This window comes from Rhizobium sp. BK399 (assembly GCF_014194695.1).
Classification (GTDB): Bacteria; Pseudomonadota; Alphaproteobacteria; order Rhizobiales; family Rhizobiaceae; genus Rhizobium.
The window spans coordinates 103,959-126,647 of the sequence record NZ_JACIAH010000009.1 but is presented as its reverse complement, the minus strand read 5'-3'; the positions used below and the strand labels follow the sequence as shown (position 1 = coordinate 126,647).

16 protein-coding genes, 1 tRNA gene and 1 pseudogene are annotated in these 22,689 nt (G+C 59.4%); 4 read left to right on the top strand and 14 right to left on the bottom strand.

All coding sequences use genetic code 11. The annotated features are described in order from the left end of the window. Positions 1–43: 43 nt before the first annotated feature. The 4 genes from FHT97_RS19550 to FHT97_RS19535 form a co-directional block, all read right to left on the bottom strand. Complete coding sequence (locus FHT97_RS19550; protein WP_183863966.1) at positions 44–772, bottom strand: SDR family oxidoreductase; 729 nt, start codon at positions 770–772, stop codon at positions 44–46. 18 nt (positions 773–790) lie between these two features. Further along, positions 791–2,053 (bottom strand): sugar ABC transporter permease, encoded by a 1,263-nt coding sequence (locus tag FHT97_RS19545; protein WP_183863965.1) that lies wholly within the window; start codon positions 2,051–2,053, stop codon positions 791–793. After that, positions 2,050–2,871, bottom strand: coding sequence for an ATP-binding cassette domain-containing protein (locus tag FHT97_RS19540; RefSeq protein ID WP_210280939.1), 822 nt, complete (start codon positions 2,869–2,871; stop codon positions 2,050–2,052). Before FHT97_RS19540 ends, FHT97_RS19545 begins: the two co-directional genes overlap by 4 nt. A 69-nt stretch (positions 2,872–2,940) precedes the next feature. Then, positions 2,941–3,987 (bottom strand): sugar ABC transporter substrate-binding protein, encoded by a 1,047-nt coding sequence (locus FHT97_RS19535; protein ID WP_183756066.1) that lies wholly within the window; start codon positions 3,985–3,987, stop codon positions 2,941–2,943. 261 nt (positions 3,988–4,248) lie between these two features. On the opposite strand from FHT97_RS19535, the gene FHT97_RS19530 reads away from it, so the two are divergent. Both FHT97_RS19530 and FHT97_RS19525 read left to right on the top strand, forming a co-directional pair. Next, positions 4,249–5,328: a LacI family DNA-binding transcriptional regulator gene (locus FHT97_RS19530; protein ID WP_183863964.1), complete on the top strand. Its 1,080-nt coding sequence runs from the start codon at positions 4,249–4,251 to the stop codon at positions 5,326–5,328. A 166-nt stretch (positions 5,329–5,494) separates the two neighbouring features. After that, positions 5,495–5,725 (top strand): annotated as a pseudogene (locus FHT97_RS19525) (AIR synthase related protein); the annotation flags it as partial. Positions 5,726–6,067: 342 nt separating this feature from the next. Here FHT97_RS19525 and FHT97_RS19520 read toward each other — a convergent pair. Both FHT97_RS19520 and FHT97_RS19515 read right to left on the bottom strand, forming a co-directional pair. After that, positions 6,068–7,981, bottom strand: a complete 1,914-nt coding sequence (locus FHT97_RS19520) for a hypothetical protein (RefSeq protein ID WP_183864008.1) — start codon at positions 7,979–7,981, stop codon at positions 6,068–6,070. Between the two features lie 125 nt (positions 7,982–8,106). Further along, positions 8,107–8,201, bottom strand: a tRNA-Sec gene (locus FHT97_RS19515). Positions 8,202–8,439: 238 nt separating this feature from the next. Between FHT97_RS19515 and FHT97_RS19510 the strand changes: the two genes are divergently transcribed. Further along, positions 8,440–8,706, top strand: coding sequence for a hypothetical protein (locus tag FHT97_RS19510; RefSeq protein WP_183863963.1), 267 nt, complete (start codon positions 8,440–8,442; stop codon positions 8,704–8,706). Positions 8,707–9,415: 709 nt separating this feature from the next. On the opposite strand, the gene FHT97_RS19505 is transcribed toward FHT97_RS19510, so the two are convergent. The 8 genes from FHT97_RS19505 to FHT97_RS19470 form a co-directional block, all read right to left on the bottom strand. Then, entirely contained in the window at positions 9,416–11,521 is a 2,106-nt protein-coding gene (locus FHT97_RS19505; protein WP_183863962.1) for a beta-galactosidase, read from the bottom strand. A 100-nt stretch (positions 11,522–11,621) separates the two neighbouring features. Further along, on the bottom strand, positions 11,622–12,497 hold the full coding sequence (locus tag FHT97_RS19500; RefSeq protein ID WP_183863961.1) for a 2-hydroxy-3-oxopropionate reductase: 876 nt from the start codon (positions 12,495–12,497) through the stop codon (positions 11,622–11,624). 7 nt (positions 12,498–12,504) lie between these two features. After that, on the bottom strand, positions 12,505–13,284 hold the full coding sequence (gene otnI, locus FHT97_RS19495) for a 2-oxo-tetronate isomerase (protein ID WP_183863960.1): 780 nt from the start codon (positions 13,282–13,284) through the stop codon (positions 12,505–12,507). 28 nt (positions 13,285–13,312) lie between these two features. Beyond that, on the bottom strand, positions 13,313–15,022 hold the full coding sequence (locus tag FHT97_RS19490) for an ABC transporter ATP-binding protein (protein ID WP_183863959.1): 1,710 nt from the start codon (positions 15,020–15,022) through the stop codon (positions 13,313–13,315). Positions 15,023–15,032: 10 nt separating this feature from the next. Beyond that, complete coding sequence (locus tag FHT97_RS19485) at positions 15,033–16,223, bottom strand: ABC transporter permease (RefSeq protein WP_183863958.1); 1,191 nt, start codon at positions 16,221–16,223, stop codon at positions 15,033–15,035. Positions 16,224–16,233: 10 nt separating this feature from the next. After that, on the bottom strand, positions 16,234–17,220 hold the full coding sequence (locus tag FHT97_RS19480) for an ABC transporter permease (RefSeq protein WP_183756058.1): 987 nt from the start codon (positions 17,218–17,220) through the stop codon (positions 16,234–16,236). A 104-nt stretch (positions 17,221–17,324) separates the two neighbouring features. Then, complete coding sequence (locus tag FHT97_RS19475; protein WP_183756057.1) at positions 17,325–19,433, bottom strand: alpha-amylase family protein; 2,109 nt, start codon at positions 19,431–19,433, stop codon at positions 17,325–17,327. Positions 19,434–19,517: 84 nt separating this feature from the next. Next, positions 19,518–21,443 carry an ABC transporter substrate-binding protein gene (locus FHT97_RS19470; protein WP_183863957.1) on the bottom strand — a complete coding sequence of 642 codons (1,926 nt, stop codon included), beginning with the start codon at positions 21,441–21,443 and terminating at the stop codon, positions 19,518–19,520. Positions 21,444–21,587: 144 nt separating this feature from the next. Between FHT97_RS19470 and FHT97_RS19465 the strand changes: the two genes are divergently transcribed. Then, positions 21,588–22,592 (top strand): LacI family DNA-binding transcriptional regulator, encoded by a 1,005-nt coding sequence (locus tag FHT97_RS19465; RefSeq protein ID WP_183756055.1) that lies wholly within the window; start codon positions 21,588–21,590, stop codon positions 22,590–22,592. Positions 22,593–22,689: the final 97 nt, after the last annotated feature.

Here is a 22,689-nt window from a genome sequence, read left to right as displayed (position 1 = left end):
GGGCATGAATGGCTCGTCTCCGCGTGGTCGCGGAGATCGCCCCTTAAAGGTCGACGCTGTTCGGAAGTATCACCAGATCGCGCACAGTCACGTTGCGCGGTCTGGAAAGCATGAACAGCACGCAGTCGGCGACTTCCTTCGGCTGCATAAGGCTTCCATTCGCGAGCGCCTCGTCCATCTTCGCCTTCGGCCAGTCATCGAGAAGGGCGGTGACCACCGGACCCGGGAGTACAGCGCCAACCCTTACGCCGTGTTGGGCAACCTGACGACGTGTCGAGTGCACGAAGGCCTGGACCGCGAACTTTGACGCCGTATAGATCGGTTCCCATACAACCGGCACCATGCCGGCGATCGAGCTGGTGAACAGGATGTCTCCGGATTTCTGGGCAATCAGGTGCGGCAGGACTGCGTGAACCGAGCGGAAGGCCGCGTTGATGTTCAGATTGAGCATCCGGTCCCAGGCATCTGGGTCGCCTTCGGCTACTTGCCCGCCGATGTAAGCACCGGCATTGGCATGGAAAATGTCGAGTCTGCCCGCTATGTCCAGGATGCGGGGCAATATTCCCGACAGCTGCTTGCCGTCGAGAAGGTCGACGACCAGCGGGAAGGCTCGTTCGCCCAACTCCTCACAGATCGCCTCAAGCCTGTCCTTGGCGCGGTCGATAAGGACGACGGTGGCACCCTCGGCGTGAAGCGTGCGGGCACATTCCAAGCCTATGCCGGACGCCGAACCGGTGATGGCAGCAACTTTGCCTTTCATGAGGTCGGTCATGCTGAAACTCCAATGATATTAGGCGCGTCCATGGCTGACGCGGGAACGACGGGCAAGCGAGTCAACGATCACGGCGGTCGCAAGAACGCCTCCGGTAATCATGTAACGCAGCGAGGAACTGAGGTTGAGCAGGGTAAGGCCGTTGGAGATCGCCTGGATGACGATGATCCCGAGCAGGGCCGAATAGGCGCTGCCACGGCCACCGAAGAGGCTGGTTCCGCCGATCACGGCTGCCGCGATGGCATTCAGGTTCACATCGCCGGTACCAGCCTGCTGACTGGACGATGCCAGGCGCGAGGCGGACAGGATCCCGCCGATGGTCGCAAGTGTCGAGCAGAGCACGAAGGCGCTCAGGTAGATACGGCGGACGTTGATGCCGGCGCGCCTTGCGGCTTCGCGATTGCCGCCAACCGCAAACATCGAGCGTCCCCACTTTGTACGGGTCAGTGCGTAGTTGAGTACAACGGCAATCGCCACGAACAGACCGAACATCCACGGGATGCCTCTGCCGAGATTGAGGTAGTATGTCGCAAATTCGAGCGCGGCCGTGAGAACGATGGCCTTGATGGCCGTTGCTGCGAACGGTTGCGACGACAGGTTGACCGCGGCGCGATGCTGACGCGTTCTGATGCCTTTCGCGATGATGGCGGCACCAGGGATCAGGGCGAGCATATAGGACAGCCAGTCCGGCATCACGAGAATCTGGCCGAAGCGGACGAGGGACGATGCGTAAGGCAGGTTGATGCTGCCGGTCGGGCCAAGGATATAGAGCTGCATTCCAAGGAGCGCCAACAGACCAGCCAGGGTGGCGACGAAACTCGGCATACCAAGCCGGTTGAACAGGACGGCATAGATGGTTCCGACCAGCGCACCGGCGACAATCGCGGCAACGATCGCGACGGCAAATGGCAAGCCGTTGTTCACCCAGAGAACACCGAGAATGGCTGACGACAATCCACTCATGGAACCGACCGACAGGTCGATCTCGCCAAGCATCAGGACGCAGACAATGCCGAGCGAGATGACGCCGACAGTCGCACAGTCAAACAGAAGGTTCACGAGGTTGTTGGGTGCCAGGAATACCGGGTTCAGAATCGAAAAGACCAGCGAGATGACGATCAATCCGACAGCGACAGGCAGCATGCCGAGGTCACCGGATTTCACGCGGTCGATGAAGGCACCGACCATCGCCATGACGCTGTCGTCATGCCGGACACGCTCATCGCTTCGGTCGAGTGCTGCGGCCGGCGCATTGATGGGGGTGGTTGGTTTCTGGCTCATGCCGGTCTCCCGCTGGTTTCCTGGGGCCCACCGGCTTTCCGCTCGATGCGGCGGGAGACGGAGTTTTCGGTCGCACCGGTGATGGCCGCCACGAGTTCATGATTGGACGCGTCGGGTGTAAAGACGCCATTGTTCCTGCCGAGCCGCAGCACGACGATCCGGTCAGCGACCGCGCGGACATCTTCCATGTTGTGGCTGATGATGATGACGCCGAGGCCACGGTCGCGGACGCGCTCGATGAGATTGAGCACCTCTGCGGTCTGCGCGACGCCGAGTGCGGCGGTCGGCTCGTCAAGCATGATGATCTTTGGATTGAGGAGGAGCGAGCGGGCGATAGCCACTGTCTGGCGCTGTCCACCCGAAAGGGATGCAATCGGTTCCCTCACCGAAGGAATGCGTGCCGCAAGCTCCCTGAGCAGCGTCCAGGCGCGGACTTCCATCGCAACCTCATCGAGGCCCCAGGGTGAAAGCTCATGGCCAAGGAAGAGGTTTGCCACGACATCGAGGTTTTCGCACAGGGCGAGATCCTGAAACACGGTCGCGATGCCGAGTTCAAGCGCCGTGCCAGGGCTGTCGAGCGTAACACTCTGTCCGCAGAACTCGATCGACCCGGCGGAGGGCTGATGAACCCCGGCAAGGACCTTGACCAGCGTCGACTTGCCCGCACCGTTGTCGCCAACAAGGGCGACGACCTCACCGGCCTTCACTTCCAGTTCGATGTCGGTCAGCGCCGAGACGGCACCAAAGTGTTTCGACACGTTCTTGAGTCGGAGGATGGGTTGTCCTCGCTCCGGCATATTGCTTGCTGTGGTGCTCATGGCTGAAGCCCTTTGTGCTTCCAGAAAAGTCCGGCCGCACATCGTGCGACCGGAATGACAAGGCGGTTCTTACTTAAGGATGCCGAGCTTCTTGCAGCCTTCCGCATATTCACCGGTGCAGATCTGCTCTGGTGTCTGGATCTTCTTGTCGAAGATCTCGGCCTTGATGTTCTCGGCAGTGACGACCGCTGGAATGAAGAGCTGCGACGGCGTGTTATAAAGCGTGGTCTTGGCTTCCGGCTTTTCACCCTTGAGCATCTGGACTGCGACGTTGGCTGCTGCCGCGGCAACCACTTCGGAAGGCTTGGAGATCGTATTATACTGGTCACCGGAGATGACGAGCTGCAGTGCTGCGATCGTCGCGTCGTTGCCTGTCACCGGCGGTACAGGATTGACACCAGCTGCCTTGAATGCGGCAATGGCGCCGCCGGCGGTGCCGTCATTTGCTGCCACGACACCCTTGATGTCGCCACCGAAGCGGGTGATCTGGCCTGCGGCCCATTCCTGAGCCTTCGGCGGAGCCCATTCCGGAGTGTCGTATTCAGCCAGCGTCTTGTAGGTAGATTCCTTCAGGCCACGGTGAATGCCGTCGCGGATCAGACCCGCTGCCGCATCAGTCGGCGATCCGTTGATTTCAAGGACCCCCGCGCCATCTGCCACGCCAGTTGCCTTAAGATGTTCGACGAGAGACTTGGCGATTGCATAACCGATACCTTCGTTGTCGAAGGAGACGTAGAAGTCGGCAGGCTTGTCAGGAACCGGGCGGTCGTAGGCGATTACCTTGACACCCTGGGACTGGGCGAGTTCGACGAGGCCGGCCGCAGCGGCTGAATCGACCGGGTCAAGAACGACGACCTTGGCTCCCTGGGCGATTACCGAGTTGAACTGCTGCTGCTGGAGCGACGCGTCGGCATTGGCATTCTGGTAGACGACCGTGCACTTGGGGCAAAGCTTCTCCATCTCCGCCTTGAACCCCGGGAAATCGTGCTGCTCGTAGCGCGTCGACGCCTGGTCCGGCATCAGAAACGCCACAGTTGACGCTTCCTGCGCTGATGCTGCAGCGGCAGTGCCAAGGGCAATGGCGGCCGAGGCCAAAAGCAAATTAAAAGACTTCATTCTCTCCTCCTACGTTTAAATGACGACAAAAACAGGCTGAGGCATTGTCGACGGTCGCCGCGAATTCACCATGGGGCGCACGGCAGGCCATGGACGCCAGATCACGAGATTCGATGTTGCGGCTTCTTTAGAGCATCACCCTCCCGCGCCGGACTCCCGCCGGCTTGCTTCATCGATTGCACCTCTTTGCTCAATCGATGAAGCAACAATTGCCACCTCTTCATAAAGGTGTCAAGGTGGCGGCGAAATGGAGATTGAAATTTGACTCGCCCAAAGCAGGCCAAGCGCACCACCATCTACGATCTTGCGAGCCTCGCAGGAACGTCGGCGAGCGCTGTCAGTGCGGTTCTTAACGGGAACTGGAAGAAGCGGCGTATCAGCAGTCAACTCGCCGAGAAAATTACACGCCTGGCCGAGGAGCAGGGTTATGCGACCAACATGCAGGCAAGCCTTCTTCGGCGTGACAAGTCGCACATCATTGGAATGATCGTTCCGAAATACGACAATCGGTACTTCGGTTCGATCGTCGAAAGTTTTGAGGACATGGCGCGTGCTCGCGGGCTGTTTCCGATTATTACCTGCACGCGGCGCGATCCGCAGCTCGAGGTCGAGGCAGCGCGCACCATGCTTTCCTATCAGGTGGACTGCCTGATCTCGACGGGTGCGACGGATCCAGACCGGATCACCGAAATGTGTTCGGCGGCGGGTGTTCGCAGCATCAACCTCGATCTGCCCGGCACTCTGGCGCCATCCGTGATCTCGGACAATTTTGAAGGCGCACGGGAACTGACCCGAAAAATCCTGCTGAACTGCGAGCGCCAGCTAAACGAGAAGAACCCGCTCCTGTTCATCGGCGGCCGTGGCAGCGATCACAATACGGCCGAACGTATTCGAGGCTTCCGACAGGCCCATTCCGAAATGGGCGTTTCCGTCAGCGAGGAGAATATCCTGCCTTGCGGATATGCGCCCGAGAAGGCGGAAAAGGCGCTTGATGAGCTAGTCGCCCGCGGCGTTTTGCCGGCTAAAGGCATGTTCGTCAATTCTACGATCTCGCTCGAAGGCGTGATGCGGTGGCTGCGACGGGCCGGGGCGATCGACCGCCAGGATGTCGTCATCGGCTGCTTCGACTGGGATCCGTTTGCAGCCCTTCTCGGGCATCACATCGAAATGGTGCGGCAAAACGTGCCGGCCATGCTCGAAAAAATGTTCGAAATGATCGAGGCGGGGCAAACGAAGCCGGTTGTGGTGCAAGTGCCGCCGATCATGCCGGACGAAGAGGGGCCGCTGGTTTCGCGGGAAGAGGCGTTGAAGGCGCAGACGGCCTATAGGAACGCTGGCTAACGCCACGCAGCTCCGGATTTGGTTCTCGCCTCCTTTGATTAATCCCTTTGAAAACGGCATTCCGACCGATTCTGGCCCGAAGAGGCAGATCGCCTGAAGGTCGGGCGCGCAAAAAAGACGGACTGGGCTTTTTCGTCCGTTTTCGGCGCTACGTCCTTTTGTAACGCAGCCATTCGCCCAGTTCCCGGTCGGCGATGGAATGGCGGATGATGCTGCCGTATGGCAGGTCGACGAGGACACCTGCATCGTCACGACGACCGATTTCTTCATGCCGGTTGTCGATGATCCTTGTTGATTTCGGACGCATGCAGCGACGACCGCAATTTCCGACGTTTATGCCATGGGCGGCAAGCCCATCCTCGCACTGGCAATCCTCGCTATGCCGATCAGCAAAGTCTTGCCTCGAGATTGCATGGGCGGTCCGAAATTTACAGCCCTCCAGCGTCATGACCTTCGTTGGGCGCCGTCCTGATCCATCTCGATGCGCCCGTCGAGGAACGTAACGCTGCGGCGATGCCATGGCCTCGAATATCGGCAACCGTGAACAGGACCTCTCTTGAAGAGAGACTTGGCCGTGAAGCGAATACGGTAGCAGTTTTCAAATGCGGCGTGATCAAGAGACCACCAGAACTTTGGTCCGTCAGGGAGGAAGACGTCACTGCTTCCAATCCTCAGCGACGTTAAAGCGGCTAAACAAGCACCTCCTGTCGCGCAAACTGCCATTCTGAAGGTTTTGCTATTAGAATCCCGCCTTCTTCAGGCCCTCACGATAGAGATCCTTGTGCCATTGCTCCTTGCTCGGGACCGCAGAAAGCCATCGGTCGACATCAAAGTCTGGATTGGCTTCGCGAAATCTCCGCACGTGGAGCCGCGCCTTTTCCTGATTGTCCAACATCGCCCAGCTTGCGGCAGAAAGCCTGTCAGCCAGGGTGGGGTCGGCCATTTGACCGATGTAATCCAGTGCCCGGTTGAAATCGGCGAGGGCATAACTCGCCCCTGCAGCCGTCCAGAGGTAAGTGTCGGGGCTGAGGGGGTTGAGCTCGATTGCTCGCTCGATCTTCTGCAACGCCATCGCAGGTAGGGAGCAATGGACGAGCGTGTCAGCGTAGTCGGCGATGACGTCGGCATAGTGCGGCCCACAGGTTTCCGCCAATTCCATTGCTTCGGCGCTTTCGTCGAACTGCCCCTTTAGCAATCTGGCGACGCCCAACTCGCGGTAAGCGTCAGCGAAGTCGGAACGCGTCCGGCCTGCTTGCTTCGCTAATGTTTCGGCCGTGTTCAGCAGTTCGATATCACCTCGCGCTGTCAACAGCCATTCCTTCGAATAGGTCCGCGCCATTGAACTTAGCGCTGGCGCGAAGTTCGGGCTCACGTTCAGCGCCGCTTTCATCTCTGCACGCGCACGCCGCAAGTTCGGAAGCGTCAAGCGCACCAGGTGGCGCCTGCCAACCAGATATCGATGATAGGCTACTGGACTGAGATTGTCTCGCAGGCTTTCATATCGTTCTATTTCTCTGCAAACAGACAGCGCAACCTGTCGGGTAACCGCCCTTCTGTCCTTGGCAAGAGCCATGTGGTGGAGGCTGAAACGCTCCGCCCATATGACCTGGTGCTGGTCAAAGTAGATGAGCTGGACGAACAGTGTGGCGTCGTCCGTGTCGCCGCTGGTGCTGGTGTCAAGGACGTAGTTAACGCGATGTCGCGCACAAAAATCTGACTGTGTCCTTGCATCCTTGCCCACTTGAGCTGCTGAGTAAGGCGCAATCACCTGAACGCTGTCGAAGGCGCAGAAACCAATCGTGATGTCCTCGATGAGTGATCCAGCAAGTTGCCACGCAGTTGACTGCACGGATTGACTCCGGGGTGGCAGCAACATCAGGCGGGGGACCGCGGCTACCACGTCTTCGCTCGCAGATGTAACGTCGTCTGAAGGTCCGGCCGGTTGAGTTGACGATGTCAACACGTCGCCGTCAGATCTCAGGCGGCTACTCTTCAATGAAAGGGAAATCTGACGACGTTCGACATCCTTTCTAAGGGATGCCACGTATTCTTCAGCGTTGAGGATCTGTAAAATAAAGCGCTTTGTTTCTGGATTGTGTGGATCCAGCCAGGAGAGTGTCGTCGCCGCTCGTCGCAAGATATCGGGCGCTTCTTTTCCTTTTGGCAGCTTTGAGGCGTCTCTCAACGTCTCCTTGAGAAGGCATGCATGATAATTCTCCCGCTCGGCGAACCACCTTCTAAATTCCTGGCTCGCACTTTGAGAGGTCCCCAAAAATGGCTGGCTGAGAATTTTCAAAAGGTCCTGGAGGAACGCGACTGGCTCGCGCTCCGCTCCACCGGCTTCGAGGAGGAGGTCCGAGCACAAAGCCTGTCGGTTAATCGAGAGCAGTCCGTTTTCAGAGGACAGTATTACGGTGCCCAGTTCATTCTGACGCGCCATAATTCTGGAGACCGCCTTTCTCAGCGTAGTACGCGCGACGTCGTCATCTGCGTCGCCCCATAGAAAGCGTGCTATTGCCGGACGATCTGCCTGGCCCTGATCGGACGTGAGCAAGTATACGAAGAGCAGCAGTCCTTTTTCGGGAAACACGACGGTATCGCCATTTCGGTCGAGTAGCTGCAGCCGGCCAAAAGTCCTCAAAAAAAACGTCATGCCGACCTTCATATTGGATTCATTTGCTTTGCAACAGACTGTCCGAATGTTCTGTGCGGATCAACACGCATCTCTACTTGCCGGAAGAGCCTGTTGTCGCCCGCAAGGTGTCCCCGCATCTGCGATGGCGGAAGAGGATGGAGTCGAACCCACCCGAGACAGCCTCGCTGCCCCACCCGGATTTGAAGTCCGGACGCCCCACCGAGGACGGTTCTCGTCCTTAACTGCTGACTGACCGAGCTTCGCCATGGAGGTCGAGCCTGTGCGGGGCGGCCCTCTCATGGAAGACGCCATCATGGAAAGCTGCGACTTCCTGACCGCATAGGCGGTTCCCTCACACGGGATCTAATTCCAGAAATCTCCGGTGGACGAGCGAATGATCACGGTGGAATATATGACGCGTGATCGAACGAGCTTTTAGCGAACGAATGCCGGTGTCCGCATGAAAGGAGCGAATCATGAAACTGATCATCCGTACCACCATATTATCCTTGTTGGCATGGGCCGCTCACGGTGCGGAGCCATACACCTTGACTTCGGCAGAAAGCAAGATCGCCGAACTCGGCGCGACAAACTTTGCCCAAGCATCGAACTCCTCTTTCATTTCATGTTCCAATCTCTGCACAAGCGATGACCATCACGTCGCCTGTACCATAGCCGACAAAGCCGGTGCACGGTCCGAAGTGCAATGCTCATACAAGTCAGAGGGCTGCAAGAAGCAGTGAAAAACCACGGGCCATTTGCGGGCATTTACGGCTACTCGTTCGCTGCCATTACGTCTTTGGACATGCGCCATAACTAACGCCGTCCGGCAAGGCGGCGTTGGGCGCGACTGATCGTGACGGACGAACGCACTGCCGCTGGTCTCCTAAAGCAGGGCGATCATTCCCGCAAACACCGTTCCTGCGCCGATCCACGCACCAAATGCGGGTCTCTCTCATGTGACTGCCCATATCATCGGAAGCACGGGGACTGGCGTCGTCGCCGGTGTGCCCAACAGATCGACCGGGCGTCGCTGCTCCAGCCTGTCGACGATCTTTCCAGCCATCGTTCGGCTTCGCCAAGTGATCCGAAAACTCAATTGCCCTTGCAAGAATCTTGGCAAACCTCCATGCCCGCCCGCGTTTCTCCCGGCTTAGCAGCTGCGGAGGGGCGTTCCTTCGGGGGTGCTTTACAGCCCGTCAAGGAGAAGATCGTGTGCGTTGAGGGCGTTGCGAAACTTTCGCGGCAGAATCCTCGCTGCCACAAAGAAGCCTCACGACTTTCTGCAGGGCCCCGTAATCGTTATCTCGAGCGATCCTTGCCATGAATGATCGACCTCCGCGTCATCGTCGGCATGTGTCGTCTGCCCTTTTTCAAGAAATCGAGCCGGCAACAGGCGAAGAGAACGGGGCGAGCCGCTGGTTACCGGTTCGCCCCGCATCCGTTCGATGACTAGCCGATCTGCAGGATGACGACGTCCCGGGCCGGGACTTCGACCTTGCTGCCCTGGTAGTGGTGGCCGGGCGGCCAGGATGCAGCCTTTCCGGCTTGAATGCACCCATGGGCCTCGGCAAGCCTGACCTCCGTCATTTGTGTTTCCCGCGTCGGGTTGACGAGCCACACGAAGCTGCCGTTTTCGCCCTTGTGTACCCGGGCGAAAAGGCCGGTATTGGACAATGCGGCGTGACGCTCGATGCTCGTCCAGTCGATCAGCGCCCCGAAGAACGCCCGGTTGGCCTTTCCGTTGGTCGTGAAGTAACCAACCGACGGATTTGTGCCGATCAGGAGTGTGCGCCCTTCGCCATAGCCGTTCTCGACAACCGCCAGGCGGCCGTCGTCGAACGTCCCGCGTGCTTTTCCCCTGGTTACTTCATAGGACTGGAGCATGCCCCCGCCCTGGACGTCGCGGCCGCCAAAATTGAAGCGGATCCGGTCACCGATGTCGGGCATGTATTCGACATCGACCTGACGGGCCCCGAACATCACATCGAGCCCGAGGTTCGGCTGTTGCTGACCGACATGGCCGCGGTCGCCGAAATATCCGGGGCATGCCTCGCAGATCAACGTTCCGCCATTTTCGACCCAGGTCTTCAACCGGTCCGCCTGTTCCGACGTAAACATGATCGGGTAGGGGAAGTAGAGCACACGATAGCTGTCGATGTCGTCGATATGCACCCAGTCAGGCTGAACGCCCTGGTCAAGGAACGCCCTGTAGGCACCCCACATGGCATCCTTGTAGGGTTTCTCCTTTCGGTCGTGGTTGAGAAGATAGTCCCATTCCTGCGTCTCGCGCACGACGATGATCCCGATTTCTCCGCGAACGGGCTTTGCCGCCCAGAGGTTTGCCTGGGCAGGATCATTGGCCCACTTGCCGAGCGACGCCTGCATCTCCGATCGCGGCGTACGCGAGCCGTCCATGCCGTACGCACCAAAGGCCCCAAACAGAGGTCCGTCGAGCAATGGCCTGTAGCGCAGGTTCATCATCCCGCGTGCGCCCCCGGCAAGTGACGTCAGGCTCCAGATCCGGATGTCTTCCGGCTCGGCGACACGTCCGTCCTCCTTGTCACGCCCGATCACCTGGGGCTGCAGCCAAAGAGGGCCCGCCTGACGTTCTGCATGCCAGAATGGTTTTCCGCGTGCCGCAGCACGATTGATGTCGACGCCGTACCAGGTTTTCCACGGCTCCGTGCCTTTCCGTGCCTGGATCCATGTATAGCCGTAGAGCTCAACCTTCGACGCTGCCAGCCAATCGTCGCAGCCATGCGAGGCCATGTCGGGTATGGCACCCGAGACGCCGTGCGCGGCAATCAGGCACTTGCTGTCGACTGACCGGATCGTGTCGATGCGCCACTGCATCTGCTCATAAAAGTTCTCACGCTTGAACTGCAGCCAGTCGATGCACTCAGGATAGGCTGCCATCTGGACGGGGGGCTCGATATCGTCCCATTCCGCATAGCTGTAGCGATACCATGCCTTGGCCAATGTCTTGAGGTTCCCGTACTTCGCCTTGAGCCACGTCCTGAAGGCAGCCTTCGTATAGCTGCTATAGTCGACGTCCTCTGCGTAGTTGCATTCGTTCCAGATATCATAGCCGTAGAGCGCCGGATGATCCTTGTAGCGCTTGGCCATTGCCGTCAGAAACCGGCCGGCCGCCTCGCGCACCTCCGGGCAGTTCAGGGTCAGAACGCCACCACCATTCTTGCCAAAACCGCCTGTCGCTGACGACACGCCCATGTTTGAACTGAGCTTCCTGCCATCTGACGTGATCTGGATCGCATGGGCATATTTGCGGACCGCCCAGTCAGGAACGGTCTGTGTCATCTCGGCAATGATGGTCCTTATTCCGTTTTTTGCGGCAAGATCGAGCTGCCGGTCATATTCTTCCCAGTCGTAGACGCCGGGTGCCGTCTCGATCGCGCCCCACATGAACCAGTGGCGGAAAACGTTCAGGCCGTCTTCGGCCGCGACGCCATAGTCGCGGTCCCAATGCTCCTGCGGGGGATTTGATTTTCGGAAGTAAACGGCCCCGTAGGGAAACTGGATGTCATCACGTACCATTCTATGGTCCTCCAAGATTTGGGAAATACCAGACATGGCTTCGCCGTCCGACGTGTCGGCGCCGGTTGTTGAGGCATCAGCCGAGCGTCAGGGGATAAGGTTAGCGGGCGCCTCCGGAGAGCCGTTCGAGTGTCTTGATCAGCGCGGAATGGTCACGCTCGCCGTCTCCCGAGGCAACCGCGGCATTCATGAGCTGCTGCGTCGCCGCAGTGTTTGGCAGAGCGAGATCCAGCGCACGCGCAGCGTCCACCGCCAGCGTCATGTCCTTTCGGTGCAAGCGGATCCGAAAGCCTGGATCGAACGCCTCCTTGACCATGCGCTCGCCGTGCACTTCGAGGATCCGGGAAGAGGCAAATCCGCCCATCAGCGCCTCGCGCACCTTGGCGGGATCTGCGCCTGCTCGTTTCGAAAACAGGAGCGCTTCCGATACGGCCTCGATTGTCAGCCCGACAATGATCTGGTTGGCGACCTTTGCGGTTTGACCGTCACCGACACCGCCGACAAGGGTGATGTTCTTGCCCATCTTGTCGAGAAGTGGTCTTGCCCGTCCGAAGGCCTGTTCCTTGCCGCCGACCATGATCGTCAACGAGGCCGCCCGGGCGCCAACTTCGCCTCCCGATACCGGCGCGTCCAGATAGTCACAGTCGAGCGCTTCAACGCGCGCGGCAAAATCCTTCGTGGCGACCGGCGAAATGGAACTCATGTCGATGACCAGCTTGCCCGCCGAAAGACCCGAGGCGACGCCATTCTCGCCAAAAAGGACGGCTTCGACATCCGGGGTATCCGGCAGCATCAGAATGACGATGTCTGAGGTCTCGGCCACTGCCTTGGCGCTGTCGATCGCTTTGCCGCCCTTCTTGACGAGATACTCCGAGGCCTCCTTTACACGGCTGAGGTTGAGCTGATGGCCCGCGTCGATCAGGTGTTCTGCCATCGGACGTCCCATGACGCCCAGTCCGATAAAACCAATGTTCATGTCACGCTCACCTCCGATAGGGGTTCATCCAGCCGAGGCCTTCGCTGGTGCTGGATTTCGGTTTGTATTCGCAGCCGACCCAGCCGTCGTAGCCAAGCCGGTCAAGCTCGGAGAAGATGAAGGGGTAGTTGATCTCGCCGGTGCCGGGCTCGTTTCGTCCCGGATTGTCTGCGATCTGCACATGGGCAATCCTGTCCTCCAGTCGCGCGAAGGTCTCGATCAGGTCGCCCTGCATGATCTGCATGTGGTAGAAGTCGTACTGGATGTAGAGGTTGTCCGAACCGACCTTGTCGAGGATCTGTTCGGCGTGATCCGTCGTCGACAGGAAGAAGCCCGGGATGTCACGCAGATTGATCGGCTCGATCAGCAACCGGATCCCTGCATCCGCTGATCGAGCCGACGCGTATTTGAGATTTTCGACGAGAACCTCCTCCAGGCTGCCGAGGTCGGCACCTGGTGGGACAAGGCCGGAAATGACGTTCAGCTGTTGGCAGGAAAGCGCCGTCGCATAGTCGATCGCCTGGGCGACACCGGCCCGAAATTCCTCGACGCGATCGGGCAGGCAGGCAATCCCGCGTTCGCCGCCCGCCCAATCGCCGGAAGGGACATTGAAGAGCGCCTGTTTCAGTCCGCTTGATGTCAGCGCCTCGGCCACCTTCTCCTTGGGTTCAGCGTAGGGGCCGAGATATTCGAGTGCACCGAACCCGTCCTTGGCGGCTGCCTCGAACCGATCGAGGAAAGGCAGCTCCTGGTATAGAAATGAAAGATTGGCAGAGAATTTTGGCACGTGTTTTCCTTCCTGTGCATTGGCCGGCCTATGCATTGGCCGGCGCAACGAAACGCTGACGGTGCATGAGACGCTTGTCGCGCGGATCGGGGTTGGGAACGGCTGAGATCAGGCTTCTCGTGTAGGCCTCGCGCGGGGCCGTGCAGATCTGGGCGGCGTCACCCAGTTCGACGATCTTGCCGCGATGCATGACTGCGACCCGGTCGCAGAAATATCGGACCACCGAGATGTCGTGCGAGATGAAAAGGAAACTCAAGCCAAGGCGCTGGCGGATGTCGAGCAGGAGATCGAGGATCTGGCTGCGGATCGATACGTCGAGCGCAGCGGTCGCCTCGTCGGCAATGATGATCTTCGGATCAAGAGCCAGCGCCCGGGCAATGCAGATCCTCTGGCGCTGCCCGCCCGAAAACGCATGCGGATAGCGCTCCATCGCCAGTGGATCGAGGCCGACGAGGCGCATCAGTTCGGCAACGCGCTCCTCCAGGGCCTTGCCCTTTGCAAGGCCATTGACGACGAGCGGGTCGCCGATCACCTCTTTTACGGTCATGCGCGGATTGAGCGAGGCGAACGGGTCCTGAAAGACCAGCCGCACCTCGCGATGGAAGGCACGGAGATCCCTTTTCCCGAGCGTTGTGACATCGGTTTCCTGGCCGTCCTTTCCCCGGAAGATCACGGAGCCGGTCGTCGGCTCCACTGTCCTCAGGATCAGCCGTCCGAGTGTTGTCTTGCCGGAGCCACTTTCACCAACAATGCCGAGGTTTTCCCCGGGATAGAGGTCAAAGCTCGCATCGTCGACCGCCTTGAGAGTATTGGTCGTACCGTGCCAGCCGAAGACCTTGCTCAGATTGCGCACGGAAAGGACGGGGGCGGGCGATGCGTTGGCTGCGGCCGTGGCAGGCACGACGCCTTCGACGTGATGTGTGAGCTTTACCGTCGAGGCAAGAAGCTGGCGGGTATAGGAATGCTGCGGATCATGAAAGATCGCATCGACGGTGCCAGCCTCAACGACCCGCCCGAAGCGCATCACGGCCACCTCATCGGCCACCTCCGCCACAACGCCCATGTCGTGTGTGATGAGAAGCATCGCCATTCCGCGTTCGATCTGAAGGCGCTTGATGAGGTCGAGGATCTCTGCCTGGGTGGTCACGTCGAGCGCTGTCGTCGGCTCATCGGCAATCAGGATGTCCGGGTTTGCCGCCAGCGCCATTGCGATCATCGCCCGCTGTCGCATGCCGCCTGAGAATTCGAAGGTGTAGCGATCGCCCATGGTCTCGGGACTTGGAATCTCGACCTGGCGCAAAAGGTCGATCATGCGCGCTCGCGCTGCCTTCCTGTCGAGATCGCTGTGCAGTCTTATCGCCTCCACGATCTGCGAGCCGATGGTGTGGACGGGTGACAGGGAACTCATAGGCTCCTGGAAGATCAGGCCGATGCGCTTGCCGCGAATGGCACGCATTGCCCGGCTGGTCGGTGAAAGTGCGGCGATATCGGTCTCGCCAGATGCTTGCTTGAGGACGATGCGCCCCGCGACAATGCGACCGGGCCGGTCGACGATCTGGAGAAGCGACCGCGCTGTCACGCTCTTGCCCGATCCGCTTTCTCCCACAAGGCACAGTGTCTTGCCACGGCGCAGCTGAAAGCTGACCCTTTCGACGGCATGCAGGATATGGGTGCGAAGGCTGAAGTCGATCGACAGGTTTTCGACACTGAGGACGACGTCGTCGGTTTTGTCGGTCATGGCTTCCTCCTCAATTGTCGTAGGGATCGGCCGCATCACGCAGTCCGTCGCCGAAGAAGTTGAACGAAAGAACGGCGACCACCACCGCCAGCGAGGGCCAGATCAGCAGCCACGGAGCAGTCGCTACCGTGCGGATGTTCTGTGCATCCTGGAGCAGGACACCCCAACTGACGACCGGTGCCTTCAAACCGATACCAAGGAACGACAGGGATGTCTCGGCAACGATCATCGTTGGCACCGCCAGCGTGACGACCGCAAGAATGTGACTCGTCAGCGAGGGAAGGATATGCCGAAAGATCAGCCGCATCTCGCTGGAGCCATCGAGTTTGGCCGCCGTTACGAAATCCTCGCTTCGAAGCGCCAGAAAACGGCCACGCACCTCGCGGGCAAGTGACGTCCAACCGAGCAGGGAGACGATGACGGTGATGACGAAATAGACGCTGACAGGTGACCATGTCAGAGGGATGGCAGCGGCCAGCCCCAGCCACAGCGGGATCGTCGGCATTGCGCTGATGACTTCGATGACCCGCTGGATCGCCGTGTCCACCCATCCGCCGTAAAAGCCGGATATCGAACCGATAACAACCCCGAGGACGAGGGACATTGCCACGCCGACAAGACCGATCGACATCGAGATGCGCGTGCCATAGACGAGCCTGGAGAAGACATCGCGGCCGAGACGGTCCGCTCCCAGCAGATACATCGGGTCGTTCGGATTGATCGGTCCGATGAAATGCGTGGTGGACGGAATGAGGTTCCAGAGCCTGTAGGCCGGACCTTGCACGAAGAACCCGATCGGGACAACCTTGGTGTCATCGGTCACAAAGGTACGACGCAGTGCCACCTTGTCGATTTCGATCTTGTAGCCCTTCACGTGGAGATTGAAATCGGAACTGCCGTCGGGATTGGTGACGAAGAACCGGATCGCCTGCGGTGGAGCATAGGTGTACTGGGGCTTTGCGGTCGCCGGCAACGCCGGCGCCAGGAACTCTGCGAAGACGGCGACCAGATAAAGCAGCGCAATGATCGCGCCCGCGACCATGGCAACCTTCTGACGGACCAGTTTGCCGAAGACCAGCCGCCACGGGCCGACCGTCGCGGTCGACACGGCACGCCCCTGTTTGAGCGGGCTGATCGAGGGACCCTCCAGAGCGGCCTGCGGGTGAACCTCGTTCACGGAAATATTCTTGTTCGCGGTCATGGCAGCCTCCTCAGTTGAACCGGATGCGTGGATCGAGGAGAGCAAGCAGCAAATCGGAGAGCAGGACGCCCACCAATGTCAGCGCCGACAAAAGCAATATGAAGCTACCTGCGAGGTACATGTCCTGCGAGACGAGGGCGCGGAACAGGAGCGGGCCTGCCGTCGGCAAGTTGAGCACGATGGCAATGATCGTGACGCCGGAGACAAGATGCGGCAGGACCCATCCGATCGCCGAGACGAACGGGTTCAACGCGATGCGGACGGGATATTTCAAAATGACCTTGTATTCGGGAAGACCCTTGGCGCGCGCCGTCACGACGTAGGGTTTGTGCAACTCGTCGGTCAGGTTTGCGCGCAGGATACGGATCAGGGCGGCGGTACCGGAGGCGCCGATGATGATGATGGGAATCCACAGGTGATTGAGGAAGTCGATGGCCTTTGCAAATGACCATGGCGCCTCGGCAAATTCAGGGGAATTCAGTCCTCCGACGCTCTGGCCGAGGAAACGGTAAGCGACATACATCAATGCCAAGGCAAGGATGAAGTTGGGGATCGCCAGGCCGATGAAGCCGAGAAAGGTGAAGACGTGGTCGCCGACGGAGTGACGACGGACCGCCGAATATATCCCGATTGGCAGGGCAACGATCCACACGAAGATGAGGCTGAGCAGCGAAATCACCAGCGTGGAGCCCATCCGCGCCCAGATCAGTCCTGAAACGGGCTGGTTCCATTCGAAGGACCATCCGAAGTCACCGCGGCTCACGATCCCCCACATCCACTTGAGGTATTGGATGTAGAACGGGTCATCAAAGCCGTAGATTTCCTTCAACCTGGCGATCTGGCCCGGATCGACGGCCTGGCCGCTTTCGCTCATGGTGGCGATCATCGAGGTCAGGTAGTCGCCCGGCGGCAGCTGGATGATCATGAAGGAGATCAGGGACATGCCGATCAAGGTCGGGATCATGTAAAGGATGCGCTTCAAAATGTAGGCAAGCATGAGATTGTCTCTCCTCCCTCGAGACAGGCGTCTGCAGGCGCCTGTTGCCAGGTCTTCTCTTCGCTCCGGCTTCCTCCAAGCCGGGGCGAAGAATCGTACTGCCATTATTTCCAGGTGACGTGCAGCACTTCTAGCCGGTCGATCGCCGCAACATCGATTTCTGCGCGACCTTCCTTGATGTTGAAGGGTGCAGCGCGATCGGCCAGGACGAGCCACGCCTTCGCAACAGACTTTCCATCCGGGATCTCCAACGAAACCGTCTGCGCGGGGAGCGGGTAGTTCTCACGAACCGGCCCCTTCATCATCATCGGATTTGTCAGGTTGAGCATGGACAGCGCCACGCCGTCAGCGTTCTCTCTCAGTGCAAGATCAAGGATCCCTGGACCTTTCACGGTGACGCGCGGGGCCTTGCCGAGCGCCCAGCGGACGGCATTTGCGATCAGCCGTCCGTGGTCGGCAGCCATGACCTCCCAGAAGATCTCGCCAATGTTCCATGGGACGAAAACCGCGCGGCCGCCCGTGCCGGTCTCGCGTGCGATGACGCCGGCACCCTTTGGCTCGTGCCTCGGATAGACTTCCTCCATCGGAAGATCCGGGAAGTCAGGCACATAGAGGAAGGGCGTAGTGGCATCGCCCTTGACATCGACATCGATGAGGCGCGTTCCCCCCATGATCCGTTCGGCGCCATCATAGCCTTCATTGAGCGGATGACTTGCCGACAGTGCGACATAGGTGTTCTTGACGATGCCGCGAGGTCCGGCAACGAATGTCGCTCCAAACACGTCAGAAAGTCCGAAGTTCTTTCGCAGCTTGCCGTTCTCGTCCCTGAGCGAGGTCTCAAAGGCGCCAACGACGCTGCCACCGCGACCGACATATTGCCGGATAGCCTCGATCTGCGCGTCGGACAGGCATGCCGCGTTGGCAAGCACAATGACCTTGAAGCGATCAAGGTTCTCTTTTGTCAGGACCTGGTCGGACAGGAGCTCGAAGGGCAGGCGCGCCTCGACGAGCGCGTGGTAGAAGCCGAGATCGTGTTTCTCGCCGTTGTTTCGCTCTTCGGGAGCCCAGTGGCGAAGCGTCGTCGACGGATCGATCACCGCGATCTCGGCGGTCGGCGTCGTCGCCTCGAAAACCGGTTCGACGGCAGCCTGAAGGTGGAAGGAGTCTGCGATCGGCTCCACCCAGCGCTTGTCCGGCACGACGCCGTTGAACTTGGTGAACCAGGCATAGAGCCCATGCGCCGTGCCGTCGTTCACCCAGAGCTGCATTTCCTCCGGGGCTGTCACGGCATCCTTCCAGCGATATTCCTCCTCCGGTCCGATCGAGGTAATGAGCACGACGGGGCGGTCGGGGAAGGTGGCGCGGATCCGCTTGCCATTGCGGCCGGCCGACCAGCCAAGTTCGACGCCGCGGCGCCCCTGATGGTCGACGACGAGGAACGGGCAATGCTTCTTGATGACCTCGAGATCGAATTCCATCAGTGACGATCCCGCCATGTTCGGAATGAAGCTCGCATGGGGCTTGATCGCCTTCACGGCATCATCCCACTGGGCGATGATATCCGTCAGAACGCGTCTGCGCCATTGCAGCCATGCCTGCCAGGCCGGATCCTGGGCGTCTGCCTTGACGGGCAGGGCGTGGCCGAACATGTTCTTGAAGCTGCGGGCGCTGTCCTGGCTGTAATCGACCCCATGCCCCTGCCAGCGATTGGCGAAGATCGCGTCGATATCATATTTGCGGACAATCTCCTTGACGACCTCGGGCATGAAGACGGTGTTGTATTCGCCGTAGGCGTTGGTGACCCAGATGCCGGGATAGGCCCAGTGCTCGCGGGGCGTCCCATCGGCGTTGACCATCACCCATTCCGGATGCGCCTTGGCCGCGTCAGCGTGGATTGCGTGCGGGTCGACGCGGGCCATGACATGCATGTCGAGCTTGCGTGCGGCATCGACAAGGGCACCGAAAATGTCGCTGTCTCCGAGGTGCTGCGAGACATAATGGTAGGGGATTTCGCTCGGATAAAAGGCGATGTAGCCGCCAGCGCTAAGGCAGACTGCATTGGACTTGGTACGCTTGAACACGTCTATCCAGAACGCCGGGTCGTAGCGGACGGGGTCGTCTTCAACGAAGGTCAACTGCGTCCAGCGTGTCGCGGTCTTGTACCACTCCGGCGTTCTCAGAGTGTCTATGTTCTGTCGTCTTGCTTCAAGCATATCCGAGATCCGAATTGTTGACAAAGAGGTAGCGCTCGGCGCCTGCCTTGCAGGCGCCTCGGCAGATCTGATTGGTGTGGCCTGTCAGGCCTTGTAGAACTGTTCCGGCATGGTCGGAGCCGGGGTCGGCCAGCCGAACGAGCTCGGCATGGTCTTCGTGGTGTTCTTCATCACGTTCTTGACGATCCCGTAGCTGTCCGGAGGCTGCGAAACCCCGAAGACGTAGAAGTTCTCGGCCGCACCTTGAAGCAATTGCTTCATGATCTCCTGCTGCCCCGCCTTGTCGGGCTTCGCCTTGAGCTGGTTGTAGAGCTCCAGCTGCTTCTTGGTCTCTGCGGGCGGCTCTTCTGCATTGGCATTCGTCGGGTCGACATACCAGAGGGCCCAGGCCGGCGCATAAAACGCGTTGCTGTCGGTCGGTGCATAATAGCGCGGGTCGAGCATGGCCGCGACGCCGCCGTTTGCACCGAACTGGTGGGCTGTTGCGTCGAAGCTGCGTCCCTGCCTGACCCGTGTCTCCCACAGGGACCTGTCCATCGTGCGCATTTGCGCGTCGATACCGACGGCCTGGAACATGGGAATAACAAGCTGGAACAGATCGAGGAAGATCGCGCGCGCCTGGTCGATTTCGAAGATGATCGTAAGGCGGCGGCCCTTGTCGTCCAGTCGGAAATTCTGATCATCCCGTTTCGGAATGATCTCGTCGAGCATGGCGTTTGCCTTTTCGACATCATAGGCGGTGAACTGCGTGGCAAGCTGCTCGTTGTAGAGAGGGTCGCCCTGCTTGATGGATGGCTGCGCCGGCGCTCCTTGCCCGACGAGTACTGCGTCGATCAATGTCTGGCGATCGAGTGCAGTCGACATTGCCGCACGGAAAGTCTTGTTGCGAAAGAGCGCCCGCTTTGTCTCGTCCTCGTGATTGAGATTGAAGATGAACGTCATCACGTTCGCCTCTGTCGAGGTCAGCGTATAGAAGTCGTATCCGCCCTGCTGGCGTGCATCATATAGGACCGCCTTGTTGTTAGGCGTGGCGATGTAGAGGTCCATCATGTCGATTTCGCCCTGCATCGTCTTCAGCAACAAGACCTGCGGATCGGCGACCATCTGGTAGACGATGCGGTCCATGTACGGGAGCTGGTTCCCTTCCGTGTCGACCTTGAAGTAGTAGGGATTGCGCTCGGCGACCGCCCTTTCGGTGTTTTCTCCAGGCGCAACCGTGAACTTCCAGGCGAACAGACAGGGTTTTGCCGACGAGTTCAGGAAGAAGGAATTGTCGTCCTGGAAACCCGCCATCGACTGGAACGCAGCTATCCAGCTCTGGAAACCGCGCTGCTTGGCCACCTCATCGGCCTTCGGATTGAAGTCGATGTGAAACTGCTCCAGATAGTGCTTGGGACAGCGTGTCGTGTGGTCATTGTTCGCCCAGGCCATCTGAAGGGGGAACAGGCCATTTGGCCTCGGGAACGTCACCTTGAATGTCTGTTCGTCGACAATGTCGAGTTTGGCCGGCTTGCCGTCGGTTTTCCAGTGGCCTTGCCCGGTAATGGCAACGCGCTTGTCGGTCAGAACCGTGTCGTACCAGAATTTGACGTCGGCCGTCGTATAGGGCTGGCCGTCCGACCACTTCATGCCCTTGCGAAGGCGGATGGTATAGACTGTGGCATCCTCGTTGCCGTCGAATGCCTCGGCAACGTTGAGAGTAATACCGGACCAATCAGGAGTGTATCGCACCAGCGGCTCATATGCCTGGTAGCGGAAAAGGTGTGACAGCGAGCCGCCGCCGACGAGGGCGAGCTTCCAGTCGCCGCCATACTTGCCGACGCTCTCAACCGGCTTGATGACGAGCGGGTTCTCAGGCAGCCGGTCCTTGACCGGTGGCAGCGTGCCCTTGGCTGACTGTTCCTTGAGGCTGACAGCCTCATTGTAGCCGCCAGCGAAGCTTGGCAGGGCTGGAAGAATGAAAACGGCCGAAGTCCCGGCCAGAAACGCGCGGCGTTTCAGCTTAAGCATGGGTTTCTCCTCCTAAAAGCGTCCATAGTTTTTGTTATTGTTTGGACGTAAGTGAGGTTTACATAGGAGTTTTGTTAGGTAAAGCGTTATGTTAGATTAATTTCTGCGGGCGCCATATGGGCTGCGGCGAGAAAAGAGGCGGATATGAAGACCAGGACAAAAGTGACAATCCAGGCCATCGCCGACGAGGTCGGACTTTCCAAATATGCCGTTTCGCGATCGCTCGCCGGCAAGTCTGGTGTCAGTGAAGAGACGCGAAAGCGCATTTCCGGGGTCGCGGAAAGACTGGGCTATACAAAGCCCGTCATTCGCACCAAGGCGTCGGACAGCGAGGAGATCGCTGTCGTCTTCCATGACATCGACCCCGTCAACAGCGAGCTCAACTTTCAGATCCAGACGGGGGTACAGGAGGAGGCTGAGCGGCTTGGCGTTGGCATCCGAATTCGCTGGACACATAGCGAACTTGCACTGGAGGAATTGAGTGCCAATTTCGCGGGTCTCATCCTTGTCGGCCCTCATACACCGGAAGGCATAGCGCGTGCCGCCGCGGCTGGCGGCGCCACGATTGTACGTCTCGGCTGGACCGATCCCCTCCAGCAGATCGACAGCGTCAGCGGGTCGGACCATGAGGCCGGGCAGGCGGTGGCGCGGTACCTGACGAGCCTTGGCCATAGGTCGATTGCATATGTTTATGGCTTGCCGATCTACCGGGGTCGCCACGAGCGCTACTACGGCATGCGCGAGATCCTGGAACAGAACAGTGATTATCAACTGCATGTCATGCAGTTCGAGGAGCAATCGGGGTTTGCGACGGCGCTCGGTGAACTGCGAGGAAAGGGCGTGCATCCGACGGCTTTCTTCTGCGCCCACGATGGACTTGCCGTGACTGTCGTTTCCGAACTGCTTGGACAGGGCTTTCGTATTCCAGACGACGTTTCCGTCGTAGGCTTCGGGGACTTTTCCGCGGCAATGCAGATTTCGCCAGGACTGACAACGGTCAGGCAAGAGGGAAGAGAGACAGGTGCTGCGGCACTGCAGCTGCTCCTGGAACGCATCAGACGGCCACGCTTGCCGGAACAGCCGCCACGCAGCATCCGTGTGGTGTCCCGAATTGTAGAGCGACGCTCTGCCGGACCCGTGAAAAATTGAGGCTGGTTCAAGAAACTGCCGCGCTAGCCAGCTGGCATAGCAGGCGACGACCGCGATGCGACCTGAAGAAACCATCGCCTTTCGGGTGCCCAGACGC

Coding starts and splice junctions, on each gene's coding strand:
- FHT97_RS19510 (WP_183863963.1), top strand. CDS start 8,440: ATGAAACTGATCATCCGTACCACCATATTATCCTTGTTGGCATGGGCC.
- FHT97_RS19490 (WP_183863959.1), bottom strand. CDS start 15,022: ATGACCGACAAAACCGACGACGTCGTCCTCAGTGTCGAAAACCTGTCG.
- FHT97_RS19550 (WP_183863966.1), bottom strand. CDS start 772: ATGACCGACCTCATGAAAGGCAAAGTTGCTGCCATCACCGGTTCGGCG.
- FHT97_RS19470 (WP_183863957.1), bottom strand. CDS start 21,443: ATGCTTAAGCTGAAACGCCGCGCGTTTCTGGCCGGGACTTCGGCCGTT.
- FHT97_RS19540 (WP_210280939.1), bottom strand. CDS start 2,871: ATGAGCACCACAGCAAGCAATATGCCGGAGCGAGGACAACCCATCCTC.
- FHT97_RS19485 (WP_183863958.1), bottom strand. CDS start 16,223: ATGACCGCGAACAAGAATATTTCCGTGAACGAGGTTCACCCGCAGGCC.
- FHT97_RS19535 (WP_183756066.1), bottom strand. CDS start 3,987: ATGAAGTCTTTTAATTTGCTTTTGGCCTCGGCCGCCATTGCCCTTGGC.
- FHT97_RS19475 (WP_183756057.1), bottom strand. CDS start 19,433: ATGCTTGAAGCAAGACGACAGAACATAGACACTCTGAGAACGCCGGAG.
- FHT97_RS19500 (WP_183863961.1), bottom strand. CDS start 12,497: ATGAACATTGGTTTTATCGGACTGGGCGTCATGGGACGTCCGATGGCA.
- FHT97_RS19520 (WP_183864008.1), bottom strand. CDS start 7,981: ATGACGTTTTTTTTGAGGACTTTTGGCCGGCTGCAGCTACTCGACCGA.
- FHT97_RS19480 (WP_183756058.1), bottom strand. CDS start 17,220: ATGCTTGCCTACATTTTGAAGCGCATCCTTTACATGATCCCGACCTTG.
- FHT97_RS19505 (WP_183863962.1), bottom strand. CDS start 11,521: ATGGTACGTGATGACATCCAGTTTCCCTACGGGGCCGTTTACTTCCGA.
- FHT97_RS19545 (WP_183863965.1), bottom strand. CDS start 2,053: ATGAGCCAGAAACCAACCACCCCCATCAATGCGCCGGCCGCAGCACTC.
- FHT97_RS19465 (WP_183756055.1), top strand. CDS start 21,588: ATGAAGACCAGGACAAAAGTGACAATCCAGGCCATCGCCGACGAGGTC.